General features: G+C 58.3%; 22 protein-coding genes, 1 tRNA gene and 1 other RNA gene. 6 read left to right on the top strand and 18 right to left on the bottom strand.

What is annotated here, in order from left to right:
* The first annotated feature begins 5 nt into the window (after positions 1 to 5).
* Both ilvC and serS read left to right on the top strand, forming a co-directional pair.
* Positions 6 to 998, top strand: coding sequence for a ketol-acid reductoisomerase (gene ilvC / locus NW870_RS02430; RefSeq protein WP_414373733.1), 993 nt, complete (start codon positions 6 to 8; stop codon positions 996 to 998).
* A gap of 34 nt (positions 999 to 1,032) precedes the next feature.
* Positions 1,033 to 2,340 carry a serine--tRNA ligase gene (gene serS, locus NW870_RS02435; protein WP_414373734.1) on the top strand — a complete coding sequence of 436 codons (1,308 nt, stop codon included), beginning with the start codon at positions 1,033 to 1,035 and terminating at the stop codon, positions 2,338 to 2,340.
* A gap of 302 nt (positions 2,341 to 2,642) precedes the next feature.
* Here serS and NW870_RS02440 read toward each other — a convergent pair whose 3' ends face one another.
* The 12 genes from NW870_RS02440 to NW870_RS02495 form a co-directional block, all read right to left on the bottom strand.
* Positions 2,643 to 3,047 (bottom strand): hypothetical protein, encoded by a 405-nt coding sequence (locus NW870_RS02440; protein WP_414329207.1) that lies wholly within the window; start codon positions 3,045 to 3,047, stop codon positions 2,643 to 2,645.
* Between the two features lie 62 nt (positions 3,048 to 3,109).
* Positions 3,110 to 3,207: signal recognition particle sRNA small type (ffs, locus tag NW870_RS02445), an RNA gene on the bottom strand.
* A 72-nt stretch (positions 3,208 to 3,279) separates the two neighbouring features.
* On the bottom strand, positions 3,280 to 4,002 hold the full coding sequence (locus tag NW870_RS02450) for a carbon dioxide-concentrating mechanism protein CcmK (protein WP_414329208.1): 723 nt from the start codon (positions 4,000 to 4,002) through the stop codon (positions 3,280 to 3,282).
* 26 nt (positions 4,003 to 4,028) lie between these two features.
* The gene (locus NW870_RS02455; RefSeq protein WP_414373736.1) at positions 4,029 to 4,712 is read right to left on the bottom strand and encodes a hypothetical protein; all 684 of its coding nucleotides are present in this window, start codon (positions 4,710 to 4,712) and stop codon (positions 4,029 to 4,031) included.
* Between the two features lie 66 nt (positions 4,713 to 4,778).
* A complete protein-coding gene (locus NW870_RS02460) occupies positions 4,779 to 6,740 on the bottom strand; it encodes a ribulose bisphosphate carboxylase small subunit (protein WP_414373738.1) in 1,962 nt (653 codons plus the stop codon).
* 71 nt (positions 6,741 to 6,811) lie between these two features.
* Complete coding sequence (locus NW870_RS02465) at positions 6,812 to 7,111, bottom strand: EutN/CcmL family microcompartment protein (RefSeq protein ID WP_011433394.1); 300 nt, start codon at positions 7,109 to 7,111, stop codon at positions 6,812 to 6,814.
* Positions 7,111 to 7,452: a carbon dioxide-concentrating mechanism protein CcmK gene (locus NW870_RS02470; RefSeq protein WP_011433395.1), complete on the bottom strand. Its 342-nt coding sequence runs from the start codon at positions 7,450 to 7,452 to the stop codon at positions 7,111 to 7,113. Before NW870_RS02470 ends, NW870_RS02465 begins: the two co-directional genes overlap by 1 nt.
* 55 nt (positions 7,453 to 7,507) lie before the next feature.
* Positions 7,508 to 7,816 carry a carbon dioxide-concentrating mechanism protein CcmK gene (locus NW870_RS02475; RefSeq protein ID WP_011430450.1) on the bottom strand — a complete coding sequence of 103 codons (309 nt, stop codon included), beginning with the start codon at positions 7,814 to 7,816 and terminating at the stop codon, positions 7,508 to 7,510.
* A gap of 529 nt (positions 7,817 to 8,345) precedes the next feature.
* Positions 8,346 to 9,071 (bottom strand): energy-coupling factor ABC transporter ATP-binding protein, encoded by a 726-nt coding sequence (locus NW870_RS02480; protein WP_414373739.1) that lies wholly within the window; start codon positions 9,069 to 9,071, stop codon positions 8,346 to 8,348.
* A 7-nt stretch (positions 9,072 to 9,078) separates the two neighbouring features.
* Positions 9,079 to 9,906, bottom strand: coding sequence for a cell division protein FtsQ/DivIB (locus NW870_RS02485; RefSeq protein WP_414373740.1), 828 nt, complete (start codon positions 9,904 to 9,906; stop codon positions 9,079 to 9,081).
* Between the two features lie 57 nt (positions 9,907 to 9,963).
* Positions 9,964 to 10,182, bottom strand: coding sequence for an NAD(P)H-quinone oxidoreductase subunit O (ndhO, locus tag NW870_RS02490; protein ID WP_414329213.1), 219 nt, complete (start codon positions 10,180 to 10,182; stop codon positions 9,964 to 9,966).
* A gap of 130 nt (positions 10,183 to 10,312) precedes the next feature.
* Positions 10,313 to 10,717, bottom strand: a complete 405-nt coding sequence (locus tag NW870_RS02495) for a hypothetical protein (RefSeq protein ID WP_414373742.1) — start codon at positions 10,715 to 10,717, stop codon at positions 10,313 to 10,315.
* Between the two features lie 1,292 nt (positions 10,718 to 12,009).
* Here NW870_RS02495 and petE point away from each other — a divergent pair.
* Entirely contained in the window at positions 12,010 to 12,420 is a 411-nt protein-coding gene (petE, locus tag NW870_RS02500) for a plastocyanin (protein ID WP_414373743.1), read from the top strand.
* Between the two features lie 176 nt (positions 12,421 to 12,596).
* Entirely contained in the window at positions 12,597 to 12,827 is a 231-nt protein-coding gene (locus NW870_RS02505; protein ID WP_011433402.1) for a hypothetical protein, read from the top strand.
* 36 nt (positions 12,828 to 12,863) lie between these two features.
* Here the strand turns inward: NW870_RS02505 and NW870_RS02510 are convergent, their stop codons facing one another.
* The gene (locus NW870_RS02510) at positions 12,864 to 13,076 is read right to left on the bottom strand and encodes a DUF2997 domain-containing protein (protein WP_414373745.1); all 213 of its coding nucleotides are present in this window, start codon (positions 13,074 to 13,076) and stop codon (positions 12,864 to 12,866) included.
* 88 nt (positions 13,077 to 13,164) lie between these two features.
* Between NW870_RS02510 and NW870_RS02515 the strand changes: the two genes are divergently transcribed.
* The gene (locus tag NW870_RS02515) at positions 13,165 to 14,214 is read left to right on the top strand and encodes a potassium channel family protein (protein ID WP_414373746.1); all 1,050 of its coding nucleotides are present in this window, start codon (positions 13,165 to 13,167) and stop codon (positions 14,212 to 14,214) included.
* 23 nt (positions 14,215 to 14,237) lie between these two features.
* On the opposite strand, the gene NW870_RS02520 is transcribed toward NW870_RS02515, so the two are convergent.
* From NW870_RS02520 to NW870_RS02530, 3 genes are all read right to left on the bottom strand, one after another.
* Positions 14,238 to 14,906, bottom strand: a complete 669-nt coding sequence (locus NW870_RS02520; RefSeq protein WP_414373748.1) for a PHP domain-containing protein — start codon at positions 14,904 to 14,906, stop codon at positions 14,238 to 14,240.
* 111 nt (positions 14,907 to 15,017) lie between these two features.
* On the bottom strand, positions 15,018 to 16,178 hold the full coding sequence (locus NW870_RS02525; RefSeq protein ID WP_414373750.1) for a pyridoxal-phosphate-dependent aminotransferase family protein: 1,161 nt from the start codon (positions 16,176 to 16,178) through the stop codon (positions 15,018 to 15,020).
* A 34-nt stretch (positions 16,179 to 16,212) separates the two neighbouring features.
* Positions 16,213 to 16,284: transfer RNA gene (locus tag NW870_RS02530), tRNA-Cys, on the bottom strand.
* A 157-nt stretch (positions 16,285 to 16,441) separates the two neighbouring features.
* On the opposite strand from NW870_RS02530, the gene NW870_RS02535 reads away from it, so the two are divergent.
* On the top strand, positions 16,442 to 17,407 hold the full coding sequence (locus NW870_RS02535; protein WP_414357663.1) for an ABC transporter permease: 966 nt from the start codon (positions 16,442 to 16,444) through the stop codon (positions 17,405 to 17,407).
* Between the two features lie 286 nt (positions 17,408 to 17,693).
* On the opposite strand, the gene NW870_RS02540 is transcribed toward NW870_RS02535, so the two are convergent.
* Both NW870_RS02540 and NW870_RS02545 read right to left on the bottom strand, forming a co-directional pair.
* Positions 17,694 to 18,887 (bottom strand): CO2 hydration protein, encoded by a 1,194-nt coding sequence (locus NW870_RS02540; protein WP_414373751.1) that lies wholly within the window; start codon positions 18,885 to 18,887, stop codon positions 17,694 to 17,696.
* Positions 18,888 to 18,977: 90 nt separating this feature from the next.
* The gene (locus NW870_RS02545) at positions 18,978 to 20,501 is read right to left on the bottom strand and encodes an NADH-quinone oxidoreductase subunit M (RefSeq protein WP_414373753.1); all 1,524 of its coding nucleotides are present in this window, start codon (positions 20,499 to 20,501) and stop codon (positions 18,978 to 18,980) included.
* Positions 20,502 to 20,510: the final 9 nt, after the last annotated feature.

Consider the following 20,510-nt stretch of genomic DNA (forward strand, 5'->3'; position numbering starts at 1 on the left):
CGACCATGGCCCGCCTCTACTACGACACCGACGCCAACCTGGAGCCTTTGGCCGATAAAACCGTTGCCATCATCGGCTATGGCAGCCAAGGCCACGCCCACGCCCTCAATTTGCGCGATAGCGGTGTCCAGGTCATCGTTGGCCTTTATCCTGGCAGCCCTTCCTGGTCCAAAGCCGAGCAAGACGGCTTAATGGTCAAAACGGTGGCGGATGCTGCCGCTGCCGCCGATTGGGTAATGGTTTTGCTGCCCGATGAAGTGCAAAAGGCCGTTTTCCAGGGCGAAATCCGTCCCCACCTGCAGCCGGGGAACGTGCTCCTCTTTGCCCACGGCTTCAACATTCACTTCGGGCAGATCCAGCCGCCGGCAAACGTGGATGTCATCATGGTTGCCCCCAAAGGCCCTGGGCACTTGGTGCGGCGCACCTACCAAGCGGGGGAAGGGGTGCCCTGCCTGTTTGCCGTCTATCAAAATGCCTCGGGAATGGCACGGGAGCGGGCCATGGCCTATGCCAAAGCCATCGGTGGCACGCGGGCCGGCATTTTGGAAACCACCTTCCGGGAAGAGACCGAAACCGACCTCTTTGGCGAGCAGGTGGTGCTCTGCGGTGGGCTGACGGCTCTGATCAAAGCGGGGTTTGAAACCTTGGTGGAAGCGGGCTACCAGCCGGAACTGGCCTACTTCGAGTGCCTGCATGAGGTGAAGCTGATCGTGGATCTCATCGTCGAGGGGGGCTTGGAGAAAATGCGCCACAGCATCTCCAACACGGCAGAATACGGCGACTACACCCGTGGCCCCCGCATCATCACGGAGCAAACCCGCGCCGAGATGAAACGCATCCTCGCCGAGATTCAAAGCGGCCAATTTGCCCGTGAATTTGTCTTGGAAAATCAGGCCGGCAAGCCAGGGCTTACTGCGATGCGGCGCCGCGAGGCCGAACACCCCATTGAACAGGTGGGCAGGGAGCTGCGGGCCATGTTTAGCTGGCTAAAGAAATAGGTCGGATATCTGGAGCTGAGGGTAGACCATCTCTGTGCTGGATCTGAAGCTGCTGCGGGATCGCCCTGAACAGGTACGCCAAGCCCTGCAAAACCGCCGGGCCACAGTCGATCTGGATGGGATCCTGCAGCTGGATCGGGAGCGGCGGCAGTTGGAGGCCCGCAAGGGATCCCTGCAGGCCGAAAGCAACAGCCTCGGCAAAAAAGTCGGCGAGATCCTCCGCCAGGGGGCGGATCCCCAGGGCCCCGAAGTGGCTGCCCTACGGCAGCGGGGGGTGGATCTCAAGGCCGAGATCGCCCAACTGGAGCAGCGGGAACGAGAGCTGGAAGAGGAGATTCGCGCTCGGCTGCTCACCCTGCCCAATTTGCCCCTGCCCAGCGTGCCAGTTGGCCGAGATGAGGCCGACAATGTAGAGGTGCGCCGCTGGGGTGAGGAGCTAAAGCCGGCCCATCCTGTCCTTCCCCATGACGAGATTGCCGAAAAACTGGGGTTGCTGGAGATTGGCCGTGCGGTCAAAGTGGCCCAAAGCCGCTTTGTGGCTATGGTAGGGGCGGGCGCGGCCCTGGAACGGGCTTTGATTGCCATGATGCTGGAGCGCCACATTGCAGCCGGCTACACCGAGGTGATCCCACCCTTTTTGGTCAACAGCGCCGCTTTGCAGGGGACGGGGCAGTTGCCCAAGTTTGCCGAAGACAGCTTTCGCTGTGCTGATGACGACCTGTGGCTGATCCCGACGGCGGAAGTTCCCCTCACCAACCTGTACCGGGATGAGGTGATCCCTGCAGAGTCTCTTCCTCTCTACTTCTGTGCTTACACCCCATGTTTTCGCCGCGAGGCGGGCAGCTATGGCCGCGACACCAAGGGGCTGATCCGATTGCACCAATTTCAAAAAGTGGAGCTGGTTAAGGTCACTCGCCCAGATCAATCGGAAGCCGAACACGAGAAGCTGGTGCAGGATGCCGAGGCCATTTTACAGATGCTGGAGCTGCCCTACCGGGTGGTGGAGCTGTGTAGCGGCGATTTGGGCTTTGCGGCAGCCCGCTGCTTTGACCTGGAAGTGTGGTTCCCCTCCCAAAATCAATACCGCGAGATCTCCAGTTGCTCCAACTGCTGGGACTTTCAGGCCCGCCGTGCTAACCTGCGCTACAAAGAAGCCGGCCAGAAAGGCACCCAGTTTGTCCACACCCTGAACGGATCTGGCTTGGCGGTGGGGCGCTCTCTGGCTGCCCTGCTGGAAAATCACCAACAGCCGGATGGCTCGATTCGCATTCCCAAGGCGCTGCGTCCCTTTCTCAGCTCCCGCTTTCTCTCGGAAGACGGGATCCTCATTCCTGCTGCCTGAGCTCAAACTCAACCCAGTTTGATTGAGACTCGATTGAGACGCTCCTGCCCACCCGGCAGACGCCCTTATCTTTTCTGCAGTTTGGAAATGAATCAGCTTGACCTGCTCCTCGCTCTACGAGGATGAGGATCCCTAACACTTCACAGAGACGATCCACCTGACGGTAGCCTCAATCTTTAGGGTCATTTCAAGTTAGGTTGAGACACTTCCCAAGTGCTCTGCGGTACCGCTTCCGCTATGCAAAAGGGGAGAGGAGCTAGGAAGCAATGCATTCCTACCTTCCTGCCGGGCTGTCCTTCCGCTCAAGATTTGCCCTTGAGGCGATCCAACTCAGCTTGCAATTCGGCGATCTTCTGGCGCAAACGGGCCGCTTCTGAAAGTTCGATGGCCGTGCCTGCCTCGCCCTCGGCATTGCTAATGTCGTCGATGGTGATCTTGCGGGGACCGGCAGTTTGTCTGTCTTCTCCCTTGCGGTTGGCGTTGGCGGCGATGGCATCCATGTAAGCCCGCGCCTCTTCAGCGGTCATCGCCCCCCGCTCCACCAGCTCGTCCACCAAAGCTTGCGCCTGCTTGCGCAACTCCATCAGACGGATACCCGCTTTGCTGGCCACCTTGGCAGCATTATCCGCCGCCACAGCCGCCAAACCCATGCCGAAGTAAAAGGCTTTTTGAGCCCAGTTGGCGAGGGGATTGTCTGTTTCGGACATAGTGTAATGCGCTGCTAGGGCAAGGAGGAGAGAACCCAGCAGAGAGAAGTAGGGCTGCAAAGGGCGACCCGGGTTGACGCGCCTGCTCAGAGCATCCCGTGGTGCTGCTATCTTCCGATCCTGACACGGTTTGGGCGTCGGAGCTGCACGGACCCAGGTCTTCCAGTAGCCTAGCATTTTTCCCCTCTGCCCTGCTCGGCTTTCTTGGGCAACAGATGGGTTTCTCAGGGGGCTAGGGAGTTTCAGGCGGCTCCAGATAAACAGGGATCCGCTCTACGGCTGTATCGCTGCGCTGCACCTCCTGTTCCTGAACTTGAGGAAGGGTTACCGGCAGGGTAACCGGTTGAGCAACAAAACAACTGGCCACGGGCAGCGCTTGCTCCAGTTCGTCCAGAGGGCGGGGGATCACTGCCACCGCGTGCAATTCCCCAATGCGCTCTGCTTCGTACATGCCGGCATCGATGGCAATGGCCACGTTGGCCACTGTACCGCGGATAATGGCCGTACATAGGCCATCCCCAATGGTCTCGTAGGCCGCCAGTTGGACATCCGCGGTTTTGAGCATGACATCGGCAGCTCCCACCATTGCCGGGAAGCCGCGAGTTTCCAGCAGGCCCACGGCCAAGTTACTGAGGCGGCTGTAGCCGCGGTTTTGTGCCAGTTGAGACAGCTTGCTGCTGATCGGCAGTACCACTTCCAAGTTGGGCAGGGGGCGCGGGATCACCAAACTGGAGATCTCCTCTTGGTCAAACTGGCGGGCCAGCTCAATGCCCTCCTCAATGGCAATGCGCACATCGGCAATTCCCCCCCGCACAATGGCTGTGCAGTAGCCCCCCGAGGTTTTCTCAAAGCCGATCAGCGTCACGCCTGCCGACTTGGTCATAGCGTCGGCAATGCGCACGATGACCGGAAAGCTGCGCGTCTGAATCAGGCCCAGGGAGGTTGACATCGGCATCCTAACTACTCACGCCAGTTTAGCCATCAGAGCCGGCCATCCCCAGAGGAGAGCACCTGTCGATAGGGATAAATCTTGCCCAAGAGGCGATCCAATTCCGAATGGCCAGGGATCCCGTTGAGGTTGCGCGTTTTGGTCCTTGGGGAACCGGACTTTTCTTGGGTTTGCTCGGCAGCTTCCTGCCAACGGCGGGTTTGCTTTTCAACATTGGCCACCGGAGAACTGGGTGGGGGAGACGGCTCAGGCGACATCTCTGGAGCCATTTCCACTGCCGCCGGCGAGGGCTCTGCCGGGATGGGCTTGCTGCCGCCCGCCTCCTGGAGATCGAAACCATAGGTGGGATCCCCGATCAGCGAGCCGGGGGGAATGACTGCTTGGCTGAGCACCGAACAATTCAGCACTGTGGTTTCTGAGCCGATGCAGGCGTTTTTGCCGATGGTGCCCTGCCCGATCACCAGCACCCCCATTCCCAAGGTTGCTCCCGCCTCCACGATGAGGGATCCCCCACAGGCGTGCAGGACGGATCCCATGCCGATACACACGCCGCGCTCGATGTAGATCCGACAGCCGGGGTTAGCCCGCAGCAGCACCCCTGCCCCAATCCCCACCCCAGCTTCCACCTGCACCTCACCACTGACAAAATAGCGAGTTTCGCCGTTTTGGCCGAGCAAGGTGCGGAGCGTCATGGAGTTGGGCAAAGTAGAGGCCAACAGGGTGCTCCTCATCGCTGGGGGGTTGGACTTGAACCAACAGAGGTCAAAAAAAGCTGGGATCCCTCAAGGGGTTTGGATGATCTGCTCCAGCACTCGCCGTTTGGCCTTGGGATCGATCCCCAGCAGGCGAACGTATTCTCCCTGGTGTTCCGCCAGGCAGGCTTCTAGAGCCGCCACCACTTGGGGCACTTGGGTGGCCTCGATGGGGCTACAGCTTTGCCAAGAAGAGGTGCGAAAACGGCGCTTGTCCGCATGTTCGGTGCCGATGCGGTAGCCTTGGCTGAGCAACTGCTGCACCTGAGCCACCACCTCGGCGCTGAGGCGGGTGCCAGAAAGGGATCCCTTGGGGGCAGAAGCAGGAGCCGCGGCAGCAGCAGCAGATTTTCCGCTAGGGGTTTGGATTATGCGCTCATAGACCCGCCGTTTGCCTTTGGGATCGATCCCCAGCAGGCGCACATATTCTCCCTGGTGCTCCGCCAGGGCAGCCGTCAGCTTGGCCAACACCTCTGGCCCGCGGGTGGCGCGAATGGCCGGCCCACTCTGCCAGGAAGAGGTTTTGAAGCGGCGCTCGTCGGCATATTCGTAGCCGATGCGATAGCCCTGAGCCAGCAGCCGATGCACCTCCTCCTGCACCTCCAGATCCAGGCCGGCACTGCCCCCTGCCGCAGGAGCCGTATCTGCCACCACGCCGGTTCCTGCAGGACTGCTGCTCACCTGGCCTTGCGGGGTTTGAATGACCTTCTCCAGCACCCGCCGTTTGCCTTTGGGATCGATCCCCAACAGGCGCACATATTCTCCCTGGTGCTCTGCTAGGGCAGCCTGAACAGCGGCCAGGATCTCCTGCGGCTGACCGCTCAAATTGCTCAAGGTCTGCCAAGAAGAGGTGCGGTAGCGTCGGGCATCAGCCACCTCCAGGCCAACGCGATACCCCTGCGCCAACAAAGTCCGGATCTCCTCCTCCAGCCCTGAGCCAGAGCGAGAGCCGACCGCCCCAGAACCCGGGGCAGCGGCTGCCGAGACGCGGCTGGGCATCCCAGAAACCAGCGCCGGCCCATCGGGGGTTTGGATGATTTGCTCCAGCACCCGCCGTTTAGCCTTGGGATCGATCCCCAGTAGGCGCACATATTCTCCCTGGTGCTCCGCCAGGATGGCCCCCAGCGATCGCACCACCTCCGCCTCGTGGGTGCTGGCGATTGGGCTTTCGCTTTGCCAGGAAGAGGTTTTGAAGCGGCGAGCATCGGCATACTCTAGCCCCACGCGATAGCCTTGGGCCAACAGGGCACGAATTTGCTCCACCACCTCCGGCTTGAGAGGGGATCCGCCGCCGTTCCGGCCATTGCCGCGATGGGAAGAATGAGTCATGGGTGCCGTCTCCGTAGCCGTTGAGTTAGAGGTGCGCTGCAGTTCGTTGCGGATGGGAGCGATACAGACGAGGTTTTCGCTGCACTGGTAGCCCTCTCGCAGGGCTTGGTTGATGCCGATCACGTGTTGGGCAAACTTGGCATCGCTATCCTGGACGTCGGGCAGCCGGTCGGCCTCGGCCTGGGTGGTGATGATGGATCCAGAAGGCACGTACTTGCCTGGGGGGATCTCCACATCCTGGATCAGGCAATGCAACATGATGATGCAGCCATCCCCAACCCGAGCGTTGAACACCGTCGAGCGGAAGCCAATAAAGCAGTCGTTGCCCACGTAGGCCGGCCCGTGGATCAGAGCCATGTGGGCGATGGAAGTATTTCTGCCGATCCAAACGGAGTAGGGTTGGCCGTCTTCTCCTATCACCCGCCCCTGTTCCAGGCCGTGGATGACCACCCCATCCTGAATGTTGGATCTGGCGCCAATGTGGAAGGGGGATCCCTCGTCAGCGCGAATGGAAGTTCCCGGGGCGATCAGCACCTCCGCTTCCACCCGCACATCCCCAATGAGGTTGGAGAAAGAATGCACGTAGGCTGTGGGATCGATCTTGGGCTCCGCCAGTCGGCGAGACCAGGGCGTTGGCGGTGCAGCATAGGTGTGAGCAGGCATAACCGTGAGCCTCTAGAACGCAGTAGGGCGGACAAGGGCAGCAAGAGAGATGAGAAGGGAAGGGATCCCAGCTAGCGTTGATCGCGCTTGTTGTAGAGAGAGCGACCGCCAACGCTGACGGTATCGATGATCGCCATCACCACTGCATCCAGCGGGCGAGTCTGGTTTCCTTGCGGCTGGCGAGCGGCACTGCCTTGGCTAACCAGCACCCACTCGTCAATGCCGGCCCCCACCGGATCGGCAGCCACAGCGTAATCGGGTTGCGGCTGGCCCTCGAGATCGACGTACTGCACCAACAAAAACTTCACGCCCGTCAAGCTGGGATCCTTTTGAGTGCTGGTGACGGTGCCCCGCACAATGGCAATACGCATCAGGGACGGGTGAAGGGACGGATGGCATTGACCCCTTCGCGGAACTGAGCCACATCCTCGGTGTAGCGAATGGGCAACACGTACTCCAGGTTCTCGTGGGGACGGGCGATAATGTGCCAAGACAACAACTGGCCGCCGTTCACCCGCTTCACCGAGTCAATGCCGGCAGCCACCGAGGCTTGCACCTCCGAGACATCCCCCCGCACGATCACGGTGACCCGACCGCTGCTGATTTTCTCGTAACCCACCAGGGTAACGCGGGCTGCCTTGACCATGGCGTCGGCAGCTTCTACCACTGCCGGGAAGCCCAGGGTTTCGATCATTCCAACTGCAATAGCCATAGGTACTCCTTACGCTGAAAGTGAAAGTGGGGTGCGAACTTTACTGAAGTGGGGACTAGGTGCGGAACTGCTCTACCGCCTCGGTATAGCGGATGGGCAACACAAACTCCAGGTTCTCGTGGGGACGGGCAATGATGTGGTGGGAGAGAATCTCACCCCCGCTCACCCGCTTGGCAGACTCCAAACCGGCAGCCACCGAGGCTTGCACCTCCGAGACATCCCCCCGCACGATCACGGTGACCCGACCGCTGCCGATTTTCTCGTAACCCACCAGGGTAACGCGGGCGGCCTTGACCATGGCGTCGGCAGCTTCTACCACTGCCGGGAACCCGCGGGTTTCGATCATTCCAACTGCAATAGGCATATCAACTCTCCACTTTTGAACACACTCAGTTCCTGAACGTTGTCGAACCCAGCAACAAGGCAAAGTGATCTCGCTTATTGGGTTCGCTCATGCAATCTCCTTTCGATTTCATCAGAGAGATCCTCTGCCCAAATCTCGATTGACAGCTTTTCCCGGCGACACCTACCCCAGCCACCAGAGACCCCCCTCTGAGGGGAGAAGGCTCTGCCCAGCCGCAGACCTCAGACTGAAGTCGGAAAAGGTTGTAGGAGCCATCAGGGTTAAGCGCAACTGTCACTCAGGCGGGCAAAGCTGCCAACTCTGAGCTAAGTCCACATCTTTCTTGTACAAAATCGATCATACAAAATTGACTAGGACAGCTCAGAGAAGGGATCCCCGACTTAACAAAATGATATCCCTATTTAATCCTGGACGAAAATCAATATTTTTAATTAGCACGATAGCTTTTTATTAAGAGAGGCAAAATTGTTATCAATTCAAAAATAATTCTTGACATCTTTTCAACTTTCACCGCTCATCGACTCCTGGATCATCGGCGCAGTGAGGGGGGCACTTCCAGGCCGTGGGCTTCCATGAGGTCGGCTTGGCCCATCAGGTGGGCTGGGGATCCCTGGGCCCAGATCCGACCTTGATCCAACAGGATGACCTGATCGCACACCTCCAAGATCAGCTCCAGATCGTGGGAAGCCAGCAGAAAAGTGTGGGCGGCCTGTTGCAAAAAAACTATCAACCGGCGCCGGGCTCGCAAATCGAGGTTGGCTGTCGGCTCATCGTAGAGCACCAACTGGGGCTGCATCGCCAGGATCCCGGCAATGGCAACCATGCGCTTTTCCCCACCAGAGAGGTGATGGGGGGGACGATCGGCCAAATGGAGGGTGCCGGTCATCTGCAGGGCGGCCTGAACGGCAGCCGCAATCTCCGCCTCAGGACGGGCCAAATTGCGCAGTCCAAAGGCCACATCTTCGGCCACCGATGGGGCAAACAGTTGGTCGTTGGGATCCTGAAACACCAACCCCACCTCAGGGCGAAACTGGCCGGGCCGCAGCGGCTGGCCAAACAAACTCACCTGGCCAGAGCAGGGGGGCAACAGGCCGCAGAGGGTGAGGAACAGGGTAGTTTTACCCGCGCCATTGGGGCCGATCACCCCCAGATGTTGCCCAACCTCGACCCGTAGATCCAGCCCTTGCAGCACCGGCGGATGACCGGGATAAGCTGTCCACAATTGGTTCACCTCCACCGCCGGCACCGGGTTCATAGCAAAGCTAGGGCATCCGCACGTCTTTCCAGCGCTCCTGGGTGGCCGTGGGGGTAAGTTGCAAGGTGGGCACACTGGGGCTGGTGAGGTCAATCTGGACGATGTCGTCGGGCGTACACTCGCAGTAGCGGCGCAGATCCCGCATTTGGTTGAGGGTCTGAATTTGCAAGGGCAAGCGGTCGGAAATTGGCCCCAGGTAGACGTTGCCCAGCTCAGTATGCAGGGTGATCCCCGCTCCAGATTGCCAATCCACTGCCCTGATCTGAATTTCAGACTGCTGTAAAGCCCTGAGCAACAGCGCCCATTGCTCTGGGGTGTGGTTCTCCCAGCCCAGCAGCTCCAGCTCAGGCCAAGACTTGGGGGAACGGTAGGGATCGGGAGACAGCCAGTTGCCCTGGACATCCACCCAGCCCATCTGGTCGCCCCATCGCGCGCGCGCCACAGGTTGCCGTTCCCGCACCTGGACGATGACACCCACCGGCAGCAGCCGCCGCTGCACCTGGACGCTTTCGATGGGAGAGGGGCGGGTCGGGGATCCCAGCAAAGCCCTTTCCAAAACAGCCGGTTGCACCTGCCAAATGTTGAGGGGATACTGCAGGGGCAATTGTGCCCGTATCCAGGCGGGATCGACCCAGTGGGCACCCTTTACCTGAATCTGTTCTGGCTGACGAATTTGCCAGTGGGGCTGCCGTAGGCCCAGCACCAGCAGCGTCAGGAGGGCTATCGAACTGGTCAAGCGCCAGGATCCCTGCCAAAACCGGCTGCGCCGTTGCCGACGCAAAAGCCGCCTGCGCTGCAAAAGTTGTTCACGGGTGGGAGCAGCCAGAAGCGCCATGGCTCCCCCTTCACCCCATCACAGGGTGTGGAGATGGGAAGCATTCCCTGCTTCTATTCAACCCGCAATCTCCTGAACTTGATCTGCGCGCAGCCAAACCGTAGGGGTGGGAACAGCCCCAAACTTAATCTGCAGGTAGTTATCTTTGATATCCACCACTTCTCCGGCGGTCTCGAAAACGTAGTTGGGAATAAAAGGATCGCTTGCCTGCGCTTCTAAGCTACCCTCCAGTTTCTCGCGGATAGCCCGCACCAAGGTGCCTCGCTTAATCGCCATTGCTCCTCCTCAGTTCAGTCGCAGATTAGCCGGTTCGATAGCAGTTGTATCACGCCTGTCGCTGCTGCGAAGAGGAAAGCTGGGATCCAGCCTCTGGCTCGGCTCTGACGGGGATCAACCTGAGTTTGGCTTATTTGCGTTTTAGGCTGCGGGCCATATTGCGGAAGGTATCCATGTCCGATCCCCCCTGACGGCGTGGGCTTGCTCCGCTGCTGCTTGAAGCGGAGGATCCCTGCTCAGCAGCAGTTTCAGGAGTTTTGGCTTGCTCTGTGGACAACTTAACTTTGCTGAGGGAAGAGACCTGCTCCACCACCTCCACCTTCTCCTTGCTGCCGAAATCCTGGAAGGTGTGCTTCACGATCCTGGGGGTGCGCATATACTCGATGTTGCCAAGGGTTTTGGCTTCATCTGGGTCGAGAAAAAAAGTATTGTCGTTTTTCGCTTTCTTTGGGGTTGGCTTAGCAACAGTTTCCGGTGAGGACGTGGCCGCAGCTTTGCCGCGCGAGCCGAACAAGCGCTTGAAGATGCCTACCATGGTCGTTTTGCCTGCAATGGGAAGGAAGTTGAGCCGGATCCCTAGGCACTGATATTGACCACCCGCCCTTGGCAAGGTGAGGGCCAGGCCCGGTCATGAAATAATGTTAAGCCAACTTAGAGCACCCTGCCCTCCGGGGCAGAAGGGTTTCTGGATCCCGCACCTCAGAGGGAGAGAGTTTCAACCTCTGGCAAAGGGTTTGGCCGATGGCAATGTAACTCATCCCCAAAGCATCTCAGGATCAGGAAGTTCAGGGATCCCTGTAGCCGACTGCCATACAACCTTCTGGCCGAGAAATTGGCTTACGCTCGCTCCTCTCTTCTAGAGAGCCAGAGGAGTTTCCTCATACGCTAGATGCGTTGTCTTAGCTAGCAGTGGCTATATGGCTATACAGTGAAGTAAGAAGTCCAAAAACTCACTCCAGGCTCAGATAAGTAAAAACTGCAGTATGAAGCTGTGCCTCCAGATCGGCCTGGTAAGAAAACCTTACTGCTGCACTTTTGAGGTGTAGTGTACTTCAACCCTGAGGGGAGCGCCCAGGTTCAAGGCACTGCCGATGCAACGGGCCAGGATTTGAACGTTAAGCCGCTGATCCAGCGATTCTAAACTGGTTGCAAGGCGGCCTTTGCTTGATCTGACTATAGGTGAACGCTGTATACTCATCTTAACAAAATCCCGATTTGGTGAGGGCAAAATAACCGACTGGCCTTCGGATGATCCAAACAGTGATCCAAAAGCTAAAAAGCTATCGAGGAATATCGAAGAAATATTAATCAGCACTATCTAAGAACCTGCTCTTTAAGGCTAGGATGATTTGCCCTTCTTGTGCATCGGCAACCCTACGGATTGGTTAGACAAAACACTCTTAGACTTTAAGGGATCCCACGGAAAAAGAATCTCTACTTTGCGAAGTGCCCTTGGGTAGAGATGAGATCAACCCAGAAAACTTGCTCTCGGTCACCTGCGCACGCTCACCAACCGCCAAAACATCCTGCCCCAACTGGCCGGGGATCCAGCCGCATCGGATTGCCTGGCAACAGGGTTGCCGTAGGTTTCTAGAAGAGCTGTGCTGTTTGGCGGGTTCGGTCTGCCGCGGCTCCCTGTAAAGGATGGATGTTGCCGCCCCGCAGTTGGGCATTGCTCTATTCTGGGATGAGCCCTCTTATAATGAGCATTGGGAATTCAACTGTCCCTGCTGCCCATCCGCCTGGCTGGGTGCTCTTCGTAACCTGGAAAGGGGCAACCGAGCCGCAAAGTCTGGGATAACTGCTGTTACGTTTTGAGAGGAATCCATGTCTCTAGTTTTTAACCTGGTGAAGCGTTTGCAGCTCATCCTGCTCAGCCTTGTGGTTGGGGGGGTAGCTGTGGCGCTCTTGTCCAACCCTGCTGCTGCCGAGACCTACATTGTCAAAATGGGATCTGACAAGGCCCAGTTGGTCTACGATCCGCCTTCTCTCACCATCAACCAAGGGGATACCGTTCAGTGGGTGAACAACAAGGTCTACCCCCACAATGTTGTCTTCGACAAGGTGCCCGGTGGAGATGCGGCTCTGGCCGCCAAGCTCTCCCACAAGGCACTGCTCACTGCTCCTAAGCAGGTGGTGGAGTCGGCTTTTGTTGATGTTCCTCCAGGTGAGTACACCTACTACTGCACGCCCCACCGTGGGGCCGGAATGGTCGGCAAGATCATCGTGAACGGCTAAATCCGCACCCTATCTGCTAGGGATCCCACTTTTGGTTTTGCCTTGCTGGACAGGGATCCCTGCCTTTAGCATAAAAGTTAGCCCTCTCAGGAGTGGGAGGGCTTTTTAGCGAATGAATACGCATCTAACCGGCTTGTCTTCGAGCCGCACAAGTTTAGTCCACAAACGGGTTCTCTATGACCACCAGCGTTAAAGGTTACCTGCTCTTGGCCGTTTCCTGCCTCAGCGCCATTGCTGCTGTTGGCTCAATTTTCGAGTTGGCTTCTGGCGAGCCGGATTTTGGCGTCGGCCCCACCAGCATCATCTTGGTTGTCGCTGCTCCATTGGCTGTTTGGCTGTTTCAGGCTGCGGTTGGAGCGGCACGGGCCGGCAATACGGCCGGAAAGGGGAGCAAAAAGAAAAAGTGAGAAGATGGTGAGAACCCTAGGCAAATGGATATGGAGTCAGCGGGTTTGCTTCAAAGAGACTTCTGACTCCCTCTCGATTTCAGTCAGTTGGTGAAACTCCGGCAAGAGCTCCCGGTTCTGCACAGTTCCAAGAGCTGATTCCAAGCCGGCAGTAGCTAGGGTACAACTGGAGCCAGAACCATTCAGTACGGTCTCGGCGACCCGTCCATCTTTGCCGATCCGATATTCCACCTTGATGTACTCAGGCATCCGCACTCCACTGGTTACCGATCAACAACAGGTTCTTCCCCATTCTAGTTCTTGCTTCCTTTTCCTGGGCTAGATCTGGCTGGGCTCTATGGCTTCTGCTCGTCCCCCCTTCCAGGCTGCCAAAAGGGATCCCGGGATCCGGCGAGACCTCGGCTTGGGTGTGGGGGCATTGGTGTGTGTGGTGCTGATCGGCACCCTCTGGTACCACGGGGTGGAGCAGTGGCCTTGGGTGGAAGCTTTTTACATGACCGTTATCACCCTAACCACCGTGGGCTTCATGGAGGTGGGGCCGCTGGGGGAGCGGGGGCGTTTATTTACGGTGGCCTTGATCCTGATGGGGGTCTTGAGCATCGGCTTCATGGTGAATCGCTTTACAGAGGCCCTCATCCAGGGACATTTTCAGGAAGGGATCCGGCAACGGAAATGGAAGAAACAGATGGAAGCGCTGAACAACCACTACATCATTTGCGGTTTCGGGCGCATTGGCCGGCAGGTGGCTCAAGAGTTTCGAGCAGAAGGGGTGCCATTTTTGGTGATTGATCAGTCTGCCGAGGCCATTCAGGTGGCTCAAGAGCTGGGATACGTGGCCCTCCAGGGGGATAGTACTCTGGATGCCACTTTGCTGGAAGCGCGGGTGCAACAGGCGGAGGGACTGATTGCCGCCCTATCTTCCGATGCCGAGAACCTGTACGTGGTCTTGTCGGCCCGCACCCTGAACCCCCGCATTCGCACTATTGCCCGCGCCAATACGGAAGAGGCTTTGCAAAAACTGCAGCGAGCGGGCGTTGCCCATGCCATTTCTCCTTACATCACGGGCGGAAAACGCATGGCGGCGGCTGCCCTGCGTCCTCGGGTTGTGGACTTTGTGGATGGCATCCTTGTCGGTCGGGATCGCACTTTCTACCTGGAGGAGTACGAGCTGGCAGCCCAAGAATGTCCTTATGTCGGGCAAACCCTACGGAAAGCCGATTTGCGCAACCGATCCGGAGCTTTGGTGGTGGCGATTCGACGGGCGGATGGCCAGTTGATTGGTGGCCCCAGCGGAGAAACCCTGTTGCAGCCGGGGGATCTGCTGCTGTGTATGGGCACTGCAGAGCAGTTGCGCCGGCTTGGACAGTTGCTCTATCCACGCCCGTAGCAGCTTGTTCTGGGTAGCCTGGCTCAAATCCGCCTCAGGATACTGGGGCCGTGAGAGTCGGTGCCGCAGGTTTTCAAAAGTCCGTAGGCCTCGGCCAACTCTTCCGCTTTCTCCGTCACTTCTGGGCTAGGGATCCAAATCTCCGGGTTTTTGTAGGCGTAGTAGACCTCAAGGCCATCTATTCCCAACTCCGCTGCTGCTGGGACAATTTCCTCTGCAGGCAGGCAATAGCGAAAGGGATGGGCCAACACCGCCAAGCCTCCTGCCGCTTGAATGGCCTGGATCGCGTCGGCGGCGGGCAAGCCGGGAACCTGCTCCCCTTGGGCAAAGGGATCCAGGACACCATCGGTGGGATCGAAGCCGTAGCCGAGAATATGCACTTCACAGCCCAACAGGTTTGCGGTGATCTCGATCCCCGGCCACAGGATGGGGTCGTCGGGACGATCCAAGTGGGTGCGTGCTCGTTCGTAGCCCTTCAGGGTGTGGTGATCGGTGATGGCCAGTCCCTTCAGACCGTGCCGGCGTGCTTGCTCCGCCAGATCCACCGGATCCATCTGCCCATCCGAACAGCGGGTATGCAGGTGAAAGTTGTACTGCAAGGGACAAGAATGGGGGCCAACCCTCTGCAGCACCTGCCGCAACTCCACAGCGGAAGCCACCACGCAGGGATCCCGTTCCAAGCTGACAGCCATAGCCACCCTTGGGTTCTGAAGTTTTATTAAGCATGTCCCCCCATTGTAGCCAGGGGTAGGGGTCAGTGCCATGTGTCAAAGGCCGCTGAGCTGAGGGTTCAGAAGGGATCCCTAGCCGTGGGCCAGTACTTCCTCAGCAGCACGAGTTCCTGCCCCTGGAGTGAAGTCGCTGTAGCCCGCCGTGTGTAAAGCCGACTCCAGAGCAGCCAAGGTCATCAGCACATCGCGGTCGCTGATAAAGCCCAAATGGCCGATGCGGAAGATCTTGCCCTTGAGGTGATCTTGTCCGGCAGCAGTGGCCAGATCAAATTGCTTCTTCAAGATGCTGCGAAGGGTATCGGCATTGATCCCTTCGGGAGCCAGCACGGCTGTCACGGCGGGGCTAGCCGCAGATTCTGGATCAACCAAGAGCTTAAGGCCCAGAGCCTTAACACCGGCGCGGGTGGCTTGGGATAACCTGGCATGACGCCGGTAAATGGCCTCCAAACCCTCTGCCCGCATCATCTGTAACGTCGTTCGCAGGGCATAAAACAGGTTCACCGCCGGGGTAAAGGGAGTGGTGCCCTGGTGCAGAGCCTTTTGCGCCAGCTTAAAGCTCCAGTAGTACTTGGGAAAGGTCGAACGTTGTGAAGCGGCCATGGCCCGTTGGCTCACGGCTACAAATCCCAAGCCCGGTGGGATCATGTAGCCTTTCTGGGATCCCGAGGCCACCACATCCAAGCCCCATTCGTCCATCAGCACCGGCATTGCCCCCACGCTGGTGACCCCATCCACCAGGACGAGGGCTTCCCCATGCTCGCGAGCAGCAGCAGCAATGGCTTGCACATCGTTGGCTACGCCGCTGGAAGTTTCCGAGTGGGTGAGGATAACAGCTTTGATGGTTTTTTCCCGGTCGGCAGCCAGCTTTTCTTGGAAGATCTCGACGGGGTAAGGGATCCCCCAGGGAGTTTCCACCCGCTCACACCGAAGGCCAAATTGCTCGGACATTTCCGCCCAGCGCTCCCCAAACTTGCCGTTCACCCCCACCAAAACCCGATCCCCAGGGCTGAGGGTGTTGAGGATCCCGGCTTCCATAGCGCCGGTGCCACTGGCGGAAAAGACAAACACATCTGAGGTGGTTTGGTGCAGCCAGCGCAACCCATCGGTGACCTCTTCCAAAATGGCGGTGAACTCTTTGCTGCGGTGCTCGATGGGCCCCCGTGCCATCGCCAGCAGAGCACTCTCGGGAACGGGAGTGGGGCCGGGGATCATCAATATCAGCTTGTCTTTCATGCTTGCCCTGCTTGGGATGCAAGTGAGGTTTGAAAGGTGGCGGCCAGATTCGAACTGGCGCATAGAGGTTTTGCAGACCTCTGCCTTACCACTTGGCTACGCCACCCCACAACTCAACCAGAAAACACTCGCCTAGAGAGAATATTCTAGCCGAAAACCGGATCCCACTTCCAAGCCTTAACGTGGTGTTCTGTGATTCTGCTTGGGCCGTGAGAATGGTTTTGGATAGAAGGTGACTGGGTTAACGCAATTCCCAATTGGCCATGCAACCGGCTGTACCTGCTTCGTTCAACCTCTGGAAGGGCCTGCTTGTTTGGAGAGACGAGATCTTCTACCTCTGGGGTCTGCTGGCTTTGGGGATCCTGCGAGGAACGGTACCAGAAGCAACGCCAAGCTGGTTTTTGCCGGCAGTTTTGCTGGCCGCCTGGATTGGGGGAACAGGCTGCTGGGGCTTGGGCCGACGCGGGCGGGGATGGGGGCCCCCCTTGCTGATTTTGCTGTTGGGACTACTGCTTACGGAGACATTGCTGGTGGGCTATCGGGTGCCGCCGGGATTAATGCCTACCCCAACGCGGGTGTTGCAGGCCGCCTGGATGGCGCGAGCTGCCCTGATGCGAGATGCAGTGCAAACTTTTGTGCGACAGGCGCTGGTGGGGTTTGGCTTGGGGGTGGGATCCGGCCTGTTGCTGGGGGCGCTCTTGGCCCGTTTTCCCAAGATCGAACAGGGGGTTTTGCCCTATTTGGCAGCCCTCTCCAGTATTCCCATTCCGGCTTTGGCCCCGGTCATGGTGGGGGCATTTGGCATCGACTGGCCCTCGAAAGCAGCAGTGGTGGCGGTGGTGGTGCTGTTTCCGGTGGTGCTCAACACGGTGCGAGGGTTGCGTTCGGTGGATCCCAGCCAATTGGATTTGATGCGCTCTTACGGGGCCGGTGCCGGGCAAGTGTTTTGGCAGGTGCGGATCCCTCAATCTTTGCCCTACATTTTTAATGCCCTCAAGCTGGCGCTCACCTTGGCGATGATTGGATCCATTGTGGGGGAATTCTTTGCCGCTCCGGGGCTTGGTCTGGGCTTCCGCATCCGGATCGAGGCGGCTCGCTTCAATTTCGACATCGTCTGGGCGGCCATCATTTATGCCACCGTTATCAGCGCCCTAGCTTATCAGTTGATTGTAATGGTCGAAAAGCGGCTGACTTTTTGGCACAGTTCCTTTCGCTCTGGGGGCCGTTAGCCCTTAGATTTCCTACATATTTAGCAAAAGGAACAGAATCAAAATATGGAAAGACCACCCTGAAGACTTTCGGCAGTTGGCTCCGACCGGGTTGTTATGCGGTGGCTTTACTCACCACATTGCTATTTGCAAGCGCTCTACTTCTTGAAAACGAGCGTCGCGTGTTACCAAAAACAGAGCATGTTACAGTGCAAGGGCTGCAATCCAGACACCATTCTCAGATAACGGACGCCCCTCGAGCCTTAACTTGTCTTTGACATCACCGTATTGCCGCGCAGTTTCAGCATCACATACCAAAAACTTCCTGCATGCTTAACAGCCGGGATCCCGCCAATCGCTGCAACCAAGGGGTGAGAAACTCTCGGTTGGCCATTTGCTGCTGGGGATCCTGAGTTTCCAGAGGGAAGGGGGCAAGAGCCCGCAGGGCGGCAGTGGTAACACAGAACATGGCCTTTTGGAAGCTAAGGCAGATTTTCACCCGCAGGTCATCATCCCCGCGAGGCTGGCGGCGGTAGTGCTCTCGCAAGTAGGGGGGCAGGTGGCGCATCATATCCTGCATCAACAGGGTAGGCGGGATCCCGGCGCTCCCCACCGGCAGTGGGTCGGCATACAGGGCCCCATAGGCAAAATCCGCCTGCTCTTGCGGAATCTGACCGGCCTGGGCGTTGTAGGAAACCGTACCCATGAAGGGAAAAGAGCGGAAAAACACCGCCTCCACATAAGGGATGGCCGTATCCGGCAGGAAGGTCAGGCCTGCTGAGAGAGGAATGATCTCATAGCGCCGGCCCCAGATGCAGGGAGCATAGGCGATGGGTTTGTCGGCGGCGGCCACCAGCCCTTGCTGAATGTGGGCCACTACCTCGGGGATGGTGAGGTGGGGTTCTGTCTCAGAGCGCTTGGACAGAGACAGGAAAATATCGCTCATCACCCGCCAAAACTGGCCCAAGCCGCTGTACATGGCCAGCATGCGCACCTGTTCCAGAGCAAAGTCGGGAAACAGGATCCCCAAGCCCTGCAAGAAGGGGTTAAAGCGGATTTTGGCTCGGATGGCGGCCTTGGCCCGTTGGACAAATTCGGGAGTATCCAGGTAGCGGTCTAGCCCCCCTCCCCCATGCCAGAGCATAGCCTTCATGCAGTATTCGGCAAACTCGTAGTTGATGCGGTCATGCCACAGGTAGCGCAGCCATTTGCCCAGGGTAATCTCGCCGTTGAAATACTTAAACGCCGGGAAGAGCTCCAAAAATTGGTGGTCGGCAATGAAGATCAAGTTGCGAGAATAGGCGTCCAGAACCTCTCCGTAGCTGTGCAGGATCCCGATCACCTCCAGGCGATGGATCTGCGCATCCGGCAAGAGGGCTCCCCCTGCCTCCAGACGCTGCAAAATCGGGCTGATGCGCACCTGATCCAGAGGATCCAGGCCCGCCAGGAAAAAATGGGAGACCGGAAGAGAAGATCCATCACGCGGCAAGGTGAACGTCATGGGCGGAGTCAGCTAGATCTACAGCTTCGATCAACAGTTTGAGGCATTTGAGACAACAGCAAAAACAGCAGCGGCAAAGTCGAAGGCGCCTTAAGAGGAGTCACAGGCCATGAAACAGGTCAACTTTCCAACCACACCTTCGGTGGCAGGCGCGCTGAGAGCCACAGATTTCGCCAGATCAGCCGTTGTGGGCTCGATCCACTGTGTCGCCCAGGCTGGTTGTAGGCCCAGCACCACCACCAGTGTTGCCAAGACAGCAGCCGGCAGCCGTTCCCTCACCTGTTGTCGCGACATAGCCGTGGCCACTTCCGATAGCCGACCAAAAAAGGCGCGGTTCACCATCAGTAGGAAATAAGCTGCCGTTAACCCTGTCCCCATCATGCACAACAAGGTCTGTAGCGGAAACGCGGGGAAGCTGCCCCGAAAGATGGCGAACTCGGCGATAAAGCCCACCATGCCGGGTGTACCGCCGCTGGCCATCACCCCCAGCACCATTAAGCTACCAATCAACGGCAAGCCCCGCTCTGGGTTGAGCAACCCTTGCAACAACCTCAGATCCCGTGTGCCGGTGTTGGTGTAGACGGCTCCCACCAGTAGAAACAGTAGCGCCGAGATCAGGCCGTGGCTGACCATCTGGAAGACGGATCCCACCAGGGATAGAGGGGTTGCCGCTGCCGTTGCCAAGAGAATGTAGCCCATGTGGGCAATGGAGCTGTAGGCCACCAGCTTTTTCATGTCCTGCTGCACCAAGGCGTTCAGGGATCCATACAGCACGTTAACCACCGCCCAACCGGCCAGCCAGGGCCCTGCCTGCTGCCAAGCATCCGGTAAGAGCTGCAGGCCAAAGCGCAACAGGCCGTAGGTGCCCAACTTCAAAAGCAGACCCGCCAGCAACACGGAAATGGGAGTGGAAGCCTCCACATGCGCATCTGGCAGCCAAGTGTGGAAGGGAACCAAGGGGATCTTGATGGCCAGCCCCAGCAGAATGGGAATAAGCAACAGGGTTTGTTGCACCAGGGGCAAGGGGTGAGCCTGCAGGACGGTATAGGTAAAGCTGTGGGCATCGCTCAGCCAACTGAGGCCGAAAAAGCCTACCAACAGCAGGATCCCTGACAGAGCTGTGTAAATCAAGAACTTGGTGGCTGCATAGGTGCGCTGTGGCCCTCCCCAGATGGCGATGAGCAAATACAGGGGGATCAGCTCCACTTCATAGAACAGGAAAAACAGCAGCAAATTCTGAGCCAAAAAAGCTCCGGCCACCGCTGCCGCCAGCATGAGCACCAAGCTGTAGTAGAGGCGGGGCCGCTCCACCTGGCCGCTGGCCCAAATGGCCATCAACACCAGTAGCCCGGTCATCACCACCAAAGGCAGAGAGATCCCATCCACTCCCACCTCATAAACCAAGCCCAACTGGGGGATCCAGGCCATCTTTTCCGCCAATTGCAGGGATCCAAGGTGGGGGTCAAAGATCAGCAACAGCCCCGCGCTCAGGCCAAACAAAACCCACCCAAACCCCAAGGCCAAAGCCCGGTGCAAGCCCTTCCCCGCCTGCTCGGGAATCAACCCAATCAAGATGCTCCCCAACAACGGGATCCCAATCAAAAGGCTCAACATGGCTCTCTC

The organism is Synechococcus sp. R50.1 (assembly GCF_047462115.1).
In the GTDB taxonomy this organism is placed as follows: domain Bacteria; phylum Cyanobacteriota; class Cyanobacteriia; order Thermostichales; family Thermostichaceae; genus Thermostichus.